Here is a 14,768-nt window from a genome sequence, read left to right on the forward strand (position 1 = left end):
GGTAAGGTGGCGGGCATTGGATCGCTATCGGGAGCAAGCCCCTCCCACCGTTTGAATGTATTCACCGTTCAGACTGTGGGAGGGGGCTTGCTCCCGATAGCGTCAGTTCAGTCACCCCCTTCAAGGAAGAGCACCCCCCATGGGCAACCCCCTGGCCGGCATCGGCATGGACTCCAACCGCTCCCAGTTCCTGGCCCGCCAGCGCATCGAAAGCCAACTCAATCTGCCCCGCCTGTTTGCGGCCATCGATGGCGACCCCGGCATCGTCGGCGCGGGTGTCGTGTACATCGACGCTGATTTTAATGTCGTGACGCTGCGCGAATTCAAGCCCATCTGCAGCATCAAGCCCAAGCGCATCATTTTGCGTGAGGCGCAGAAGTACATAGCCCCCGCGCAGTTTGCCGATCAGGTAACCAACAATCCGCGTGAGTCTCGACTCGTGGGGGAGGCCGTCAATACGACATTGTCTTGTGCCGGCGCGATTCTGGGTTGGATTGTAGTGTTCAGCGGCACTGTCGCCGTACCGTTCACGGGTGGCGCGAGCTTGGTGGTGGCGGGCCTGGGCGCCACCGCTGCGGCGGCCAGTACCGCGCAGTGCGTGGTTGGAGGCATGAGAACGTTCAACGAACTCAACGACCCGACCGCCAACGACGATATGGACAACGAGGAATGGTATCGCTATGCGATGCCGGTATTGGACGCGGCCTCGCTGTTGGGCGCCGGCGCCTCTACCCTGACGACTGTTCGACTGTTGCAGGCTCGAAAAGCAACGACCGGTAGAAGCTGGTATGAGCTGTCCAAGGGTTTGACCCGCCAGCAACGTAAGGCGCTCACCAAAGAGTTGCTAAGCCTGAAAGACCCAAGCCTGAGCAATAAGCTGCTGAAGTTGCGCCAGCGCTCCGGTGAGTTGGTGAAGCGCTATTCGGCGACCGAGATCAATCACGCGACTATTACGCAGATCAGGGACTCCCTCGGTGCCGCCATTGGTTTCACCGGCAGTGCAGTGTCCGGCAACATTCGAACCATCGCAGTAGGGTTGTACGAGGAGCTTGAGTGATGGTGCGCCAAGTCTCGTTAAAAGCTTTTTTGGCTGACTACTTCCCTGCGTTTATTTGTGCATTTTTCCTTGCCTGTTTTTCCCTGTCCGCTGCCATTTCATTGGCATCCAGTACCTTTTTCCGCGGTGAACCAGAGCGAGCGCGTTACTCCTTTGTGGCGGCGGTAGTCTTGGGGCTGCTATTGGCGGTCAGTCACTTCTTCATGATTCGGGGGAGAGCCTGGGGCGTTTGGGCCATCGTCGCCTTCTACGCGGTGTGTTTTTTGATCGTATTACCAACCTATGGCTATCGGCCCCATATGGCTGCCTATGTCATTGGGTTGCTGTTTCCAATGCTGGGACTGCTGTTGCTCAACAGTAAGCGTCATCGGGAAATGCGCCGTCAGCTACGGGAAATCCGTCACTTGCGTGAAGCCAAGAGCGCCAAGCACAAAGCTCGCTGAATGGGTAGATTCACCCCCCCCAGCCTCGCAAGCGCGCCATAAGTATGTGCAGCGCGTGCAACGAATCGCCTTCGCGAGTGAGCCCGCTCCCATATTCGACCGCATTCTCGTGCTGGAACTCGGGCAACTGTGGGGGCGGCCGCTGGCAACGCTGCTTGTACTCTGCATCCTTGCGGTGCTGCCCACTATCGCCTCCGGGCCGCATTGGCTGTCGTTTGGCTTGAGCCTGCTGTTTCCCCTGCTGGGATTGCTGCTGCTCAACCGCAAGCGTCACCGTGAAATGCGCCGCAAACTGGTCGAAGTGCGGCGGCTGCGGCAAGCCATCATCGCCACCCGCAAAGCCCGCTAGTTGGGTAGATTCGCCACTCATCGCCACACGGGCGCCACAAATACGTGCAACGCTCGCACCACTACCCACCCATTGGCGCCGTTTTGGTGCTGTACTGCACCGGGTCCATTGAGAAAGCGCAATGACCGCCGCGCTGGCATAAGTCTTGCGCGCGTTGTTCCCATGCTCTGGCTCGCAGGAGGCCGCCGTGTCGATTCATGTCGCGTTGCACCACGTTACGCATTACCGCTACGACCGCGCTGTCGAACTCGGCCCGCAGATCGTGCGTTTGCGCCCCACGCCCCACAGCCGCACGCGGATTTTGTCCTACGCGCTCAACGTGCAGCCCGAGCAGCACTTCATCAATTGGCAGCAGGACCCCCAGGGCAATTACCTGGCGCGCCTGGTGTTCCCGGAAAAGACCGCCGAGCTGCGCATCGAGGTCGACCTGGTCGCCGAGATCGCGGTGTTCAATCCGTTCGACTTTTTCCTTGAGCCCTACGCCGAGAATATCCCCTTCAGCTACGCCGCCGATGAGCAGCGCGAGCTGGCGCCGTACCTGGAAACCCTGCCACTGACGCCAACGTTTGCCGCCTACCTGGCCGGCATCGACCGCACGCCCTTGCCGGCGGTGGATTTTCTGGTGGGCCTCAACCAGCGCCTGGCCGCCGATATCGGTTACCTGATCCGCATGGAGCCGGGCGTGCAGACCCCGGAATTCACCCTGCAGAACGCCTCCGGCTCCTGCCGCGATTCGGCCTGGCTGCTGGTGCAGTTGCTGCGCAACCTCGGGCTGGCCGCGCGCTTCGTGTCCGGCTACCTGATCCAGCTTACTGCGGACGTCAAGGCCCTCGACGGCCCGTCCGGCACCGAGGTGGATTTCACCGACCTGCACGCCTGGTGCGAGGTGTATCTGCCCGGCGCCGGCTGGATCGGCCTGGATGCGACGTCCGGCCTGTTCGCCGGTGAAGGCCACATCCCCTTGGCCTGCAGTCCCGATCCATCGTCTGCCGCGCCGATCAGTGGTCTGGTAGAACCGTGCGGCTGCGAATTCACCCACGAGATGTCGGTAGAGCGGATCTGGGAAGCCCCGCGGGTGACCAAACCCTACACCGAAGCACAGTGGCAGGAGATCCAGGCCCTGGGCCAACAGATCGATAGCGACCTGCTCAAGCACGACGTGCGCCTGACCATGGGCGGTGAGCCGACCTTCGTGTCCATTGACGACCCCGACGGCGCCGAGTGGAACACCGCCGCCCTGGGGCCGGACAAACGGCGCCTGTCCGCCGAGCTGTTCCAGCGCATGCGCCAGCACTATGCGCCCCAGGGTCTGGTGCACTTCGGTCAGGGCAAGTGGTACCCCGGCGAGCAATTGCCGCGCTGGTCGCTCAATTGCTACTGGCGCCGCGATGGCGTGCCGATCTGGCACAACAGCGCGCTGATCGCCGATGAGCAGCAGGACTATGGCGCCGACGGCGAGCTGGCCGGGCGCTTTCTGGCCAGTGTGGCCGAACGCCTGAAATTGCCGGCGTGCTTCGTGTTCCCGGCCTTCGAAGACAACTTCTACTACCTGTGGCGTGAAGGGGCTTTGCCGCAGAACGTCACTGCCCAGGATCCGCGCTTGAGCGATGAACTGGAACGCGAACGCCTGCGCAAAGTGTTCGCCCAGGGCCTGGATAAAGTCATCGGCCAGGTGCTGCCGCTGGCGCGCACCGCCGCCAATGATCGCTGGCAGAGCGGGCGCTGGTACCTGCGCGACAACCACTGCCGTCTGGTGCCGGGTGATTCGCCATTGGGTTACCGCCTGCCGCTGGCCTCGCAACCCTGGGTGACGGCAGCCGAGTACCCGTTTGTGCACCCCACAGACCCCAATCAGGATCTGCCGGAGTTACCCACCACCGCCCAACTGCACCATCACGGCGAACCCGCGCCAAGCGATGAGCGCGCGCCCGAGGTGGACGAGTCCGCCGACTGGCTGACCCGCACCGCGCTGTGCGCCGAAGCCCGGGAAGGGCGGCTGTACCTGTTCATGCCGCCGCTGGAACGGGTCGAGGATTACCTTGAACTGGTGGCCGCCATCGAAGCCACCGCCGAGGAGTTGCAGTGCCCGGTGCTGCTCGAAGGTTACGAGCCGCCGGCCGATACGCGCCTGAGCAACTTCCGCGTCACACCCGATCCAGGGGTGATCGAGGTCAACGTACAGCCGTCATCCACCTGGAACGAGTTGGTGGAGCGCACCGAATTCCTCTACGAAGAGGCACGGCAAACTCGCCTGACCACGGAAAAGTTCATGATCGACGGGCGCCACACCGGCACCGGTGGCGGCAACCACTTCGTGCTCGGCGGCGCGACCCCCAAGGACTCGCCGTTCCTGCGCCGGCCCGACCTGCTGCGCAGCCTGATCAGCTATTGGCACAATCACCCGTCGTTGTCGTACCTGTTTTCCGGGCTGTTCATCGGCCCGACCTCTCAGGCGCCACGGGTGGACGAAGCACGCAACGACGCGCTGTATGAGCTGGAAATCGCCTTTGCGCAAATGCCCGAACCGGGCGAAGAATGCCCGCCGTGGCTGGTCGACCGTCTGCTGCGCAACCTGCTGATCGACGTGACGGGCAACACCCACCGCGCGGAATTCTGCATCGACAAACTTTACTCACCGGACGGCGCCACCGGACGCCTGGGCCTGCTGGAACTGCGCGCGTTCGAGATGCCGCCCCATGCGCGCATGAGCCTGACCCAGCAATTGCTGCTGCGCGCCCTGGTCGCGCGTTTCTGGCGTGAGCCTTACGCGCCGGCGAAACTGGCGCGCTGGGGCACCGAGCTGCATGACCGCTTCCTGTTGCCGCATGTTATCGAGCAGGATTTTGCCGACGTGATCGACGAGCTCAACACGGCCGGTTACCCGCTGCGCGCCGAGTGGTTTGCCGCGCACCTGGAGTTCCGTTTCCCCAAAGTGGGTGACTACGCCGTCAGCGGCATTGAGCTGGAACTGCGCCAGGCACTGGAGCCCTGGCATGTGCTGGGCGAGGAGGGCGCGGTAGGCGGCACGGTGCGCTATGTGGATTCATCGCTGGAACGCCTGCAAGTGAAGTTGACCGGCCTGGCGCCGCAGCGCTATCTGCTGACCTGCAACGGCATTCCCGTGCCGCTGCAGCCCACCGGCCGCGTCGGCGAGTTCGTCGCTGGCGTGCGTTACCGCGCGTGGCAACCGGCCAACTGCCTGCAACCGACTATCGCGGTGCACGCGCCGCTGGTGTTCGACCTGCTCGACACCTGGATGCAACGCTCACTGGGCGGTTGCCAGTACCACGTCGCCCATCCGGGCGGGCGCAACTACGACAGCCTGCCGGTGAATGCCAATGAGGCCGAGAGCCGGCGCATGGCGCGGTTTTTCCGCCTGGGGCACAGCCCTGGAAAGCTCACCGTGCCCACTGTGGTGCTCAACGATGAACTGCCGATGACTCTGGATCTGCGCCGCTTCCCCAATAAAAATGACTGAATGCAATTCAACATGTGGGAGGGGGCTTGCTCCCGATCGCGGTACATCAGCCGATACATAAGTGACTGATCCGCCGCCATCGGGAGCAAGCCCCCTCCCACATTGGATTGCGGCAAGTTTGAATTACACTGACCCCCCTTTGCCCTGCCGAGCGTTCCATGTCCGATTTGCTCGACCGTTACCCGCTGACCGCGGGCACTTACCACGAACTGCTGGATGACAGCGGTGCCGTGCGTGCCCATTGGCAGCGCCTGCTCGACCACCTGCAACGCAGCACGCCCAACCAGTTGGCCCAGCGTCAGGCGCTGCTGACCCGGCAGATCCAGGAAAACGGCGTGACCTACAACGTCTACGCCGACCCCAAGGGCGCCGACCGCCCGTGGGAGCTGGACCTGCTGCCCCATGTGCTGGCTGCCGATGAATGGCAGCACCTGGCGACCGGTATCGCCCAGCGTGCGCGCCTGCTCAACGCCGTGCTCGCCGACCTGTATGGCCCGCAGCGCCTGATTGCCGAAGGCCTGCTGCCGGCCGAGCTGGTGTTCGGGCATAACAACTTCCTGTGGCCGTGCCAGGGCATCCAGCCGCCGGACGGCGCGTTTCTGCACCTGTACGCCGTGGACCTGGCGCGTACGCCGGATGGTCGCTGGTGGGTGACGGCCGACCGCACCCAGGCCCCCTCGGGCGCCGGCTACGCCCTGGAAAACCGCACCATCGTGTCCCGCGCCTTCCCGGACCTGTACCGCGACCTGCAAGTGCAGCACCTCACCGGTTTTTTTCGCACGCTCCAGGAAACCCTGGCGCGCCAGGCGCCGGGCGACAACCAGCCGCCACTGATCGTGCTGCTCACCCCGGGGCGCTTCAACGAAAGCTATTTCGAGCACCTGTACCTGGCCCGCCAGCTCGGCTATCCGCTGGTGGAAGGCGGCGACCTGACCGTGCGCGACAGCACCGTGTTTCTCAAAACCCTCAGCGGCCTGCGTCGGGTGCACGCGATCATGCGCCGGCTGGACGATGACTTCTGCGACCCGCTGGAGCTGCGCACCGACTCGGCCCTCGGCGTGCCCGGCCTGCTCGACGCCGTGCGTCAGGGCAATGTGCTGGTGGCCAATGCCCTGGGCAGTGGCGTGCTGGAGTCCCCTGGGCTGCTGGGCTTTTTGCCGAAGATCAACGAGTTCCTGTTCGGCGAAACACTGATCCTGCCGTCGATTGCCACCTGGTGGTGCGGCGAAGCGCCGGTGCTGGCCGAAGCCCTGGAGAAACTGCCCGAGCTGCTGATCAAGCCGGCGTTTCCCTCGCAGAGTTTCGCCCCGGTATTCGGCCGCGACCTCAACCCCGAACAACGCCAGGCCCTGGCCGAGCGCATGCGCGCGCGGCCCTACGCCTACGTCGCCCAAGAGTTGGCGCAATTGTCCCAGGCGCCGGTATGGCACACCGTCGACGACCACCTGCAACACCGCGCCATCGGCATGCGCGTGTACGCTGTGGCCAGCGAAGACGGTTATCGCGTGCTGCCCGGCGGCCTTACCCGCGTGGCCGCCGATGCCGACGCCGAAGTGGTGTCGATGCAACGCGGCGGCGCGAGCAAGGACACCTGGGTGCTCGGCGAGCGCGCCGCCGGTGGCGAGCTGTGGCGCGCACAACGCACGATTGGCGCACATGACCTGGTGCGCCGGGACCCTTATCTGCCTTCGCGTGTGGTGGAGAACCTGTTCTGGTTCGGCCGCTATTGCGAGCGCTGCGACAACAGCGCGCGCTGGTTGCGTATTGTGCTCGCGCGCTATGTCGACGGCGACGACCCGCTGGCCTTGCAGGCGGCGGTGGAGCTGGGAGAAAACCTGCGCCTGCTGCCGGAGGAGGACGAGTTGCCGGAGCGCCTGCTCGCGGCCTTGCTGGGGGATGACTGGCCGTCGAGCCTGCGCGCCAATCTGCAACGCTTGCAGTGGGCGGCGTCCCAGGTGCGCGGCAAGTTGTCCCGCGAAAACTGGCAGGCGCTGGTGGAGTTGCAGCGCGAAGCCATGGAGCTGGAACGCGACGCTGCGGATGTTGGCGAGTTGCTGGACTTCCTCAACCGTCTGGTGATGTCCCTGGCGGCACTGTCCGGCTTTGCCCTGGACGACATGACCCGCGACGAAGGCTGGCGCTTTCTGATGATGGGGCGGCGCATCGAGCGTCTGCAGTTTCTGAGCAGCAGCCTGGCAGCGTTTCTGCGCGGCGTGGCGGTGTTCGATCAGGCCGGGCTTGAGTGGTTGCTGGAGCTGGGCAACAGCAGCATCACCTACCGCTCGCGCTACCTGGCGGTGCCGCAATTGATCCCGGTGCTCGACCTGTTGCTGCTCGATGAGCAGAACCCCCATGCGGTACTGTTCCAGCTCAAACTGGTGAGCCGTACCTTGCGCCGCTTGAACGACGACTTCGGCGTGCCGCGCGAAACCGGCCTCGCGCCGTTGGTGGAGCGTCTGGCACGTTTCGACCTGGCGTGCCTGGAGAACCCGCTGTTCGGTGAACCCGGCGTACGCGCCGCACTGAACGGTCTGGCCGACCTGTTGCAGGCGGTCGCCGATGAGAGCGGGCAAGTCTCGGATCGCCTGGCCCTGCGCCATTTTGCCCATGTAGATGATGTCAGCCAGCAAACGGTGTCGGTGTAATGAGCGCGCGCTATCAGATTTTTCACGATACCCATTACCACTACGACAGCCCGGTGTCCCTGGCCCAGCAGTTGGCCCACCTATGGCCTCGGCCCTGCGCCTGGCAGCGTTGCAGCTCGCAGCAACTGGACATCAGCCCCGAACCGTCCTCGCGGCGCGATGAACTGGATGTATTCGGCAACCCGATCACCCGCCTGGCGTTCGAGCGGCCTCACGATGAACTGCTGGTCAATGCCAGCCTGAGCGTGGAAGTGCTGGCGCGGCCGGCGCTGGATTTTCGGCAGTCGCCAGCCTGGGACCTCACCCGTGACAGCCTGGCCTACAGCAGTCAGCCGTTGTCGCCAGAGCGGATCGAAGCCTGTCGCTACCGGTTCGAGTCGCCTTACGTGCACCTCAAACAAACCTTCGTCGAGTTCTCCGCCAGCTGTTTCCCGCCCGGCGCGCCGTTGCTGGTGGGCACGCAGGCGTTGATGGAAAAGATCTTCAGCGAGTTCACCTTCGATGCCGAGGCCACCCAGGTCGCCACGCCGCTGGTGGAAGTGCTGGAGCGTCGACGCGGCGTGTGCCAGGACTTCGCCCACCTGATGCTCGCCTGCCTGCGCTCGCGCGGTCTGCCGGCGCGCTATATCAGCGGCTACCTGCTCACCCAGCCGCCGCCCGGCCAGCCACGGCTGATCGGCGCCGACGCGTCGCACGCGTGGGTGTCGGTGTTTTGCCCGGTATCGGGGTGGGTCGATTTTGATCCGACGAATAACGTGCAGCCGGCACTGGAGCACATCACCCTGGCCTGGGGCCGGGATTTCTCCGATGTGTCGCCGTTGCGGGGGGTGATTCTGGGAGGGGGAAGCCATGACCCGGAGGTGCGGGTGACGGTGATGCCGCTGGAATAACTGTGGCAAGCGCGCTTGCCACAGTGTGGGGAATACTTATTCAGCCGGATCTTTTGGTGTTTCGCTCTCGTCGCTCGTTACTTCAGCATCTGCATCCGGGTTCACGCCACCGGCTTCTTCGTCTGCAGCGGCTTTCTTGCGTTGCAGTTTTTCCTCTTTCTTCTGTTCCTTGGCCAAGTCTCTCTGACGTTTGGCGAAGGAGTAATTAGGTTTGGCCATGGGCGATCCTCTAGGGTCGAAGGTGAGGGGGCGGCGCGCAGCTGCCTTTGGGTCGCTATGGTAGCAGCTTAGCGGCGCGGTTGGCGGCTGGCAGATTGTGCTGATCAGTCTGATAGCCTAAGGTTGTATACAATCTGCCGGTGCAGATCATAAGAATTCAAGCCTGTCTGAGGCACCCTTTGCCGTATTAAGCGTTTTAAACCTTGCCATGGAGATTCACATGTTTGCCAAAATCGTTGCTGTTTCCCTGCTCACTCTGGCCAGCGGCCAATTGCTTGCAGCAGAGTGCGCCGTCACTGTTGATTCCACCGATCAGATGTCCTTCAACACCAAGGAAATCACCATCGACAAAAGCTGCAAGACCTTCACGGTGAACCTGGAGCATTCGGGCAGCTTGCCAAAGCAAGTGATGGGTCATAACTGGGTGCTCACCACCAAAGCCGATATGCCGGCCGTTGCCAGCGACGGCATGGCCGCCGGTATCGACAAGGGCTACCTGAAAGAAGGTGACACACGCATCATCGCGCACACCAAGCTCATCGGCGCGGGTGAAAAAGACTCGGTGACCTTCGATGTGTCCAAGCTGGCGGCGGGTACCGAGTACGAGTTCTTCTGCTCGTTCCCGGGGCATAACTCGATGATGAAGGGGGCGGTGGTGCTCAAGTAGGACCGCGTAATCGTTTATCGGGAGCAAGCCCCCTCCCACACTTGGCCGGGTTCCAACATGGGAATGCGGTCAAATGTGGGAGGGGGCTTGCTCCCGATAGCTGTTCAGCAATCAACACAACACTTTCTGACCTGCCTCACGGCGCAAACGGCATCACTCGCTTGTGCTCGGTCTTGCGATACGTCTCGCAGATAATCCGGAACGCCTCTTCGCGCACCGGCTCACCGTGCAGGAACGCATCGATCTCGGCATAGGTCACGCCATGTGACGCTTCATCCGGCTTGCCCGGCGACAAGTCTTCCAGGTCCGCCGTTGGCACTTTCTCCACCAGCGACTCCGGCGCGCCAAAGTAACGCGCAATCGCGCGCACCTGGTTTTTTACCAGCCCGCTCAAGGGAGCCAGGTCGCAGGCGCCATCGCCGAACTTGGTGAAGAAACCCATCACCGCTTCCGCCGCATGGTCAGTGCCGATCACCAGGCCACCGGCCGCGCCGGCGATGGTGTACTGCGCCACCATACGCATGCGCGCCTTGGTGTTGCCCAGCACAAAGTCGCGGGACGCGGCGGGCTTGTCTTCAAATGCCGACACTTCAGTGGCCAGGGCTTTCACCGCCGGGCCGATGTTCACAGTGTGGCGCTCGTGCGGGTTGATGAAGTCGACCGAAGCCTGGGCATCGAGTTCGTCGAACTGGGTTTCGTAGGGCAGGCGCACCGCGATAAAGCGATAGACCTCGTCGCCGCTGCTGGCGCGCAGTTCCTGCATCGCGCGCTGGGCCAAAAGGCCTGCGGTAAGGGAGTCGACGCCGCCGCTGATGCCCAGCACCAGGGCCTTGAGTCCGGAATTGCGCAGGCAGTCCTGGATAAACGTTATGCGCCTGACCACCTCGGCCTCAAGGGCTGCCTGGTCGTTGAACGGCGCCTGGACCTTGAGCTGCTGCGCAATTTCACGCTGTACGGCTTGCATGGTTCACTCCTTGCTGGATAGGGCAGGTACTTTGAAAACGTGACGCAAATAGGCGACGAAATTGGGGTCGGTGCAGTGGGTCTTGCCCGCTTCATCGGAAATCTTCGCGACCGGCTGGCCATTGCAGGCGGTCATTTTAAGCACGATGCTCATCGGCTCCACCCCTGGAATGTCGCAGGTCAGGTTGGTGCCGATACCAAAGCTCACATTGATGCGACCGCGCAGCGCACGGAATATCTCCAGCGCCTTGGGCAACGTCAGGCTGTCGGAGAATACCAGCGTCTTGCTCATCGGCTCGATGCCCAGTTTGTGATAGTGGGCGATAGCTTTTTCGGCCCATTGCACCGGGTCGCCGGAGTCGTGGCGCAGGCCGTCGAACAGCTTGGCGAAGTACAGATCGAAGTCGCCGAGGAACGCGTCGGTGGTGATGCAGTCGGTCAGGGCGATGCCGAGCAGGCCACGGTATTCGCGCACCCAGCAGTCGAGCGCGGCGATCTGGCTGTCGATCAGGCGCGGGCCAAGTTGCTGGTGGGCCATGATCCACTCGTGGGCCATGGTGCCCAGCGGCTTCATGTCGAATTCGCGGGCCAGGTGCACGTTGCTGGTGCCCACGAAGCGCCCGGGGAAATCGTGCTTGAGCACGCTCACCACTTCTTCCTGCACGCGGTAGGAAAAGCGTCGGCGCGTGCCGAAATCCGCCACTTGCAGCTCCGCCAGTTCCTCGCTGCTCGCATGGCCAGTCAGCCAGTCGAACTTGCGATACAGCTGCTCGCGCGCCTGTTCGAGGATCACGCTCTGGTAGCGGTAGCGGTTACGCACTTCGCTGACAATCGCCAGCATCGGCACTTCAAACAGGATCACATGCAGCCACGGCCCGCGCAGGCGGATAAACAGCTCGCCGTTTTCGATACCGGTCTGTACGTAGCGCAGGTTGAAGCGGAACAGTCCGAGAAAGCGCAAAAAGTCCGGCTTCATGAAGCTGATGCGTTCCAGGAAGCCCAGTTGGTCGGGGCTCAGGCTCAGCTCGGCGAGGCGTTCGATCTGGTAGCGGATTTCTGCCAGGTACGGACGCAGGTCCTCGCTGTTGCGGCAACGAAACTCCCATTCAACTTCCACGTTCGGGTAGTTGTGCAGCACCGCCTGCATCATGGTCAGCTTGTAGAAGTCGGTGTCGAGCAGGTTCTGCACGATGCGATCGGCAAACACACTCTCGCTCATAACGGGAATCTCCAGACGGGTCGGCGATGGGCGCCGGCCTTTACGCATAATTGAGGAAAGGGCTAGTGGCGCATAGACCTGTAGGGTTTTGCCAGTGATTTTTTTTGGTGAGGCCACTGGCGCTATCGGGAGCAAGCCCCCTCCCACAGTTGAACGCGTACTCATGTGCCAACTCGGTCAAGTGTGGGAGGGGTCTTGCTCCCGATAGCGGTATTCCAGGCACTAAATGACTTGTTCCATCATCCACTTCACAAATTCCCGCACCTTGGGTACCTCGGCCGAATGCTCTGGATATGCCAGGTAATACGCATCCTGACTCGGCATCGCATGCTGCCAGGGAATTACCAGCTTGCCGTCGGCCAGTTCCTCCTCCACCAGAAAGCGCGGTAACAGCGCCACACCACACCCCACCTGCGCGGCGCGAATGCACATGTAGAAGGTGTCAAAACGTGGCCCGTGGTAGCTGTGCTCGGTATGAAACCCCTGATCGGCGAACCAGTCATGCCAGCCCTGCGGGCGTGAGGCATTTTGCAGCAGCACCAGGTCGCTCAATTGCGTGGGGTCGGTGAACGGCGTCGCGGGCAGGCTCTCTGGAGCGCACACAGGCACCAGTTCCTCGCTGAACAGCTTCAGGCTCTCGGTGCCGGGCCGCGAGCCCTGGCCGAAGTAGAAGGCCATGTCGGCCTTGCCTTGCAGCAACTCGTCCGGTTCCTGTTCGTTGCACAGGTCCAGATGGATCTGTGGGTGGCGCAGGCGCCAGCCCTTGAGGCGCGGCACCAGCCAGCGCGCGCCGAACGTGTAGGGCGTGGACACCCGCAGCACTTCGGTCTCGCCGCCGTAGGAGCGCAGGTAGTGCGTGGACATCTCCACCTGCGTGAGGATCTTGCGCACTTCCACCAGGTAAAGATCCCCCGCCGGGGTCATTTGCAGGCGGCGGCGCACGCGGCGAAACAGCAGGTGTTGCAGCAACTCTTCCAGCTGCGCCACCTGCTTGCTCACCGCGCTTTGCGTGAGGTTGAGTTCCTCGGCGGCGCGGGTGAAGCTCAGGTGGCGGGTGGCCGCTTCGAAGCACTGCAGGGCGGTGATCGAGGGCAAATAGCGTTTGTTCAGCACGGCACGCCTCTTTTTATTCTTTGCATGAATAAACGGAATGATATCTCGCCTAATCGTCGTTTGTTGGCAAGTCTTGGGCCAGCTACAAATAGGGCCTGAATTGCCGTGCGTGTGGCGGCGCGATTTTTTGTGTGCAGATTGAAGGAGTGACCCATGGTTGCCGCATTGCTTGATCGTCTGGGGGTGAACCCGGCGCTGTACCAGGCGGGTAAACAGCCCGTGCATTCGCCGATTGATGGCAGCCTGATCGGCAGCGTGTACTGGGAAGGTGCCGCCGAGGTGGAGCAACAGGTCAGTCGCGCCGAGCATGCATTCGACGCCTGGCGCAACGTGCCGGCACCGCGTCGCGGCGAACTGGTGCGCCAGTTTGGTGATGTGCTGCGCCAATACAAGGCCGACCTGGGCGAACTCGTGTCCTGGGAGGCCGGCAAGATCACCCAGGAAGGCCTGGGCGAAGTGCAGGAGATGATCGACATCTGCGACTTCGCCGTCGGCCTTTCGCGTCAGCTCTACGGCCTGACCATCGCCTCCGAGCGTCCCGGCCACCACATGCGTGAAACCTGGCACCCGCTGGGCGTGGTCGGCGTGATCAGTGCGTTCAACTTTCCGGTGGCCGTGTGGGCGTGGAACACCGCCCTGGCGCTGGTGTGCGGCAATGCGGTGATCTGGAAACCGTCGGAAAAGACGCCGCTCACCGCCCTGGCCTGCCAGTCATTGTTCGAGCGCGTGCTGAAGACCTTCGACGGCGCTCCAGAGTACCTCTGCCAGGTGATCATCGGTGGTCGCGATGCGGGCGCCGCGCTGGTGGATGACCCGCGCGTGGCGCTGATCAGCGCCACCGGCAGCACGCGCATGGGCCGCGAAGTGGCGCCCAAAGTCGCCGCGCGCTTTGCCCGCAGCATCCTGGAACTGGGCGGCAACAACGCGATGATCCTCGGCCCGAGCGCCGACCTGGACATGGCGGTGCGTGCCATCCTGTTCAGCGCCGTCGGCACCGCTGGCCAACGCTGCACCACCCTGCGCCGCCTGATCGCCCATGAGTCGGTCAAGGAAGAAATTGTCACCCGCCTCAAGGCCGCCTATTCCAAAGTGCGCATCGGCCATCCGCTGGAAGGCAACCTGATCGGCCCGCTGATCGACAAACACGGTTTCGACGCCATGCAGGACGCCCTGGAACAGGCGTTGAGCGAAGGCGGCAAGGTGTTCGGCGGCCAGCGTCAGTTGGAGGATAAATTCCCCAATGCGTACTACGTGTCGCCGGCCATTGTGGAAATGCCTGAGCAGAGCGATGTGGTGTGCAGCGAAACCTTCGCGCCGATCCTTTATGTGGTCGGCTACAGCGACTTTGCCGAAGCCCTGCGCCTGAACAACGCCGTGCCCCAGGGCCTGTCGTCGTGCATCTTCACCCTTGATGTGCGCGAAGCCGAGCAATTCATGTCGGCGGTGGGCAGTGACTGCGGCATCGCCAATGTCAACATCGGCCCGAGCGGCGCGGAGATCGGCGGCGCCTTCGGCGGTGAGAAAGAAACCGGCGGCGGGCGTGAATCGGGTTCGGATGCCTGGCGCGGGTACATGCGTCGCCAGACCAACACCGTGAACTACTCGCTGGAGCTGCCGCTGGCGCAGGGCATTACCTTCGACTGACTCCTCCAGGCGGAGCGCGGTCAATGTGGGAGGGGGCTTGCTCCCGATGGCGGTAGGTCAGGTTTGAATGAATTGCCTGAT

12 protein-coding genes are annotated in these 14,768 nt (G+C 62.9%); 8 read left to right on the plus strand and 4 right to left on the minus strand.

Annotation, left to right across the window (positions count from 1 at the left end; all coding sequences use genetic code 11):
* Positions 1-139: 139 nt before the first annotated feature.
* The 6 genes from VRB54_RS02450 to VRB54_RS02475 all read left to right on the plus strand — a co-directional run bounded on the left by VRB54_RS02450 (position 140) and on the right by VRB54_RS02475 (position 8,862).
* Positions 140-1,057, plus strand: coding sequence for an NAD synthetase (locus tag VRB54_RS02450; RefSeq protein ID WP_338479391.1), 918 nt, complete (start codon positions 140-142; stop codon positions 1,055-1,057).
* Positions 1,057-1,500 carry a hypothetical protein gene (locus VRB54_RS02455; RefSeq protein WP_338479392.1) on the plus strand — a complete coding sequence of 148 codons (444 nt, stop codon included), beginning with the start codon at positions 1,057-1,059 and terminating at the stop codon, positions 1,498-1,500. Before VRB54_RS02450 ends, VRB54_RS02455 begins: the two co-directional genes overlap by 1 nt.
* A gap of 55 nt (positions 1,501-1,555) precedes the next feature.
* Complete coding sequence (locus VRB54_RS02460) at positions 1,556-1,849, plus strand: hypothetical protein (RefSeq protein WP_422396072.1); 294 nt, start codon at positions 1,556-1,558, stop codon at positions 1,847-1,849.
* A gap of 187 nt (positions 1,850-2,036) precedes the next feature.
* The gene (locus tag VRB54_RS02465; protein ID WP_338479393.1) at positions 2,037-5,327 is read left to right on the plus strand and encodes a transglutaminase family protein; all 3,291 of its coding nucleotides are present in this window, start codon (positions 2,037-2,039) and stop codon (positions 5,325-5,327) included.
* A 158-nt stretch (positions 5,328-5,485) separates the two neighbouring features.
* Positions 5,486-7,972 (plus strand): circularly permuted type 2 ATP-grasp protein, encoded by a 2,487-nt coding sequence (locus VRB54_RS02470; protein ID WP_338479394.1) that lies wholly within the window; start codon positions 5,486-5,488, stop codon positions 7,970-7,972.
* Positions 7,972-8,862 carry a transglutaminase family protein gene (locus tag VRB54_RS02475; protein ID WP_338479395.1) on the plus strand — a complete coding sequence of 297 codons (891 nt, stop codon included), beginning with the start codon at positions 7,972-7,974 and terminating at the stop codon, positions 8,860-8,862. The genes VRB54_RS02470 and VRB54_RS02475 overlap by 1 nt, the downstream gene beginning before the upstream one ends.
* A gap of 36 nt (positions 8,863-8,898) precedes the next feature.
* Here the strand turns inward: VRB54_RS02475 and VRB54_RS02480 are convergent, their stop codons facing one another.
* The gene (locus VRB54_RS02480; RefSeq protein ID WP_003236202.1) at positions 8,899-9,081 is read right to left on the minus strand and encodes a hypothetical protein; all 183 of its coding nucleotides are present in this window, start codon (positions 9,079-9,081) and stop codon (positions 8,899-8,901) included.
* A gap of 220 nt (positions 9,082-9,301) precedes the next feature.
* Here VRB54_RS02480 and azu point away from each other — a divergent pair, with 220 nt between their 5' ends.
* On the plus strand, positions 9,302-9,748 hold the full coding sequence (gene azu, locus VRB54_RS02485) for an azurin (RefSeq protein WP_015373641.1): 447 nt from the start codon (positions 9,302-9,304) through the stop codon (positions 9,746-9,748).
* Positions 9,749-9,884: 136 nt separating this feature from the next.
* On the opposite strand, the gene nadE is transcribed toward azu, so the two are convergent.
* The 3 genes from nadE to VRB54_RS02500 form a co-directional block, all read right to left on the minus strand.
* A complete protein-coding gene (gene nadE, locus VRB54_RS02490) occupies positions 9,885-10,712 on the minus strand; it encodes an ammonia-dependent NAD(+) synthetase (protein WP_338479396.1) in 828 nt (275 codons plus the stop codon).
* A gap of 3 nt (positions 10,713-10,715) precedes the next feature.
* On the minus strand, positions 10,716-11,930 hold the full coding sequence (gene pncB / locus VRB54_RS02495; RefSeq protein ID WP_338479397.1) for a nicotinate phosphoribosyltransferase: 1,215 nt from the start codon (positions 11,928-11,930) through the stop codon (positions 10,716-10,718).
* Positions 11,931-12,152: 222 nt separating this feature from the next.
* Entirely contained in the window at positions 12,153-13,043 is an 891-nt protein-coding gene (locus VRB54_RS02500; protein ID WP_338479398.1) for a LysR family transcriptional regulator, read from the minus strand.
* Positions 13,044-13,196: 153 nt separating this feature from the next.
* Here VRB54_RS02500 and VRB54_RS02505 point away from each other — a divergent pair, with 153 nt between their 5' ends.
* Positions 13,197-14,687 (plus strand): aldehyde dehydrogenase family protein, encoded by a 1,491-nt coding sequence (locus VRB54_RS02505; protein WP_338479399.1) that lies wholly within the window; start codon positions 13,197-13,199, stop codon positions 14,685-14,687.
* Positions 14,688-14,768 lie beyond the last annotated feature (81 nt).

Origin of the sequence: Pseudomonas trivialis (assembly GCF_036864995.1) — a bacterium.
Lineage (GTDB): Bacteria > Pseudomonadota > Gammaproteobacteria > Pseudomonadales > Pseudomonadaceae > Aquipseudomonas > Aquipseudomonas trivialis.

Excerpts from the sequence above, each read along its gene's own strand:
- VRB54_RS02450 (WP_338479391.1), top strand. The coding sequence starts at position 140 with ATGGGCAACCCCCTGGCCGGCATCGGCATGGACTCCAACCGCTCCCAG.
- VRB54_RS02455 (WP_338479392.1), top strand. The coding sequence starts at position 1,057 with ATGGTGCGCCAAGTCTCGTTAAAAGCTTTTTTGGCTGACTACTTCCCT.
- VRB54_RS02470 (WP_338479394.1), top strand. The coding sequence starts at position 5,486 with ATGTCCGATTTGCTCGACCGTTACCCGCTGACCGCGGGCACTTACCAC.
- VRB54_RS02475 (WP_338479395.1), top strand. The coding sequence starts at position 7,972 with ATGAGCGCGCGCTATCAGATTTTTCACGATACCCATTACCACTACGAC.
- VRB54_RS02480 (WP_003236202.1), bottom strand. The coding sequence starts at position 9,081 with ATGGCCAAACCTAATTACTCCTTCGCCAAACGTCAGAGAGACTTGGCC.
- azu (WP_015373641.1), top strand. The coding sequence starts at position 9,302 with ATGTTTGCCAAAATCGTTGCTGTTTCCCTGCTCACTCTGGCCAGCGGC.
- nadE (WP_338479396.1), bottom strand. The coding sequence starts at position 10,712 with ATGCAAGCCGTACAGCGTGAAATTGCGCAGCAGCTCAAGGTCCAGGCG.
- pncB (WP_338479397.1), bottom strand. The coding sequence starts at position 11,930 with ATGAGCGAGAGTGTGTTTGCCGATCGCATCGTGCAGAACCTGCTCGAC.
- VRB54_RS02505 (WP_338479399.1), top strand. The coding sequence starts at position 13,197 with ATGGTTGCCGCATTGCTTGATCGTCTGGGGGTGAACCCGGCGCTGTAC.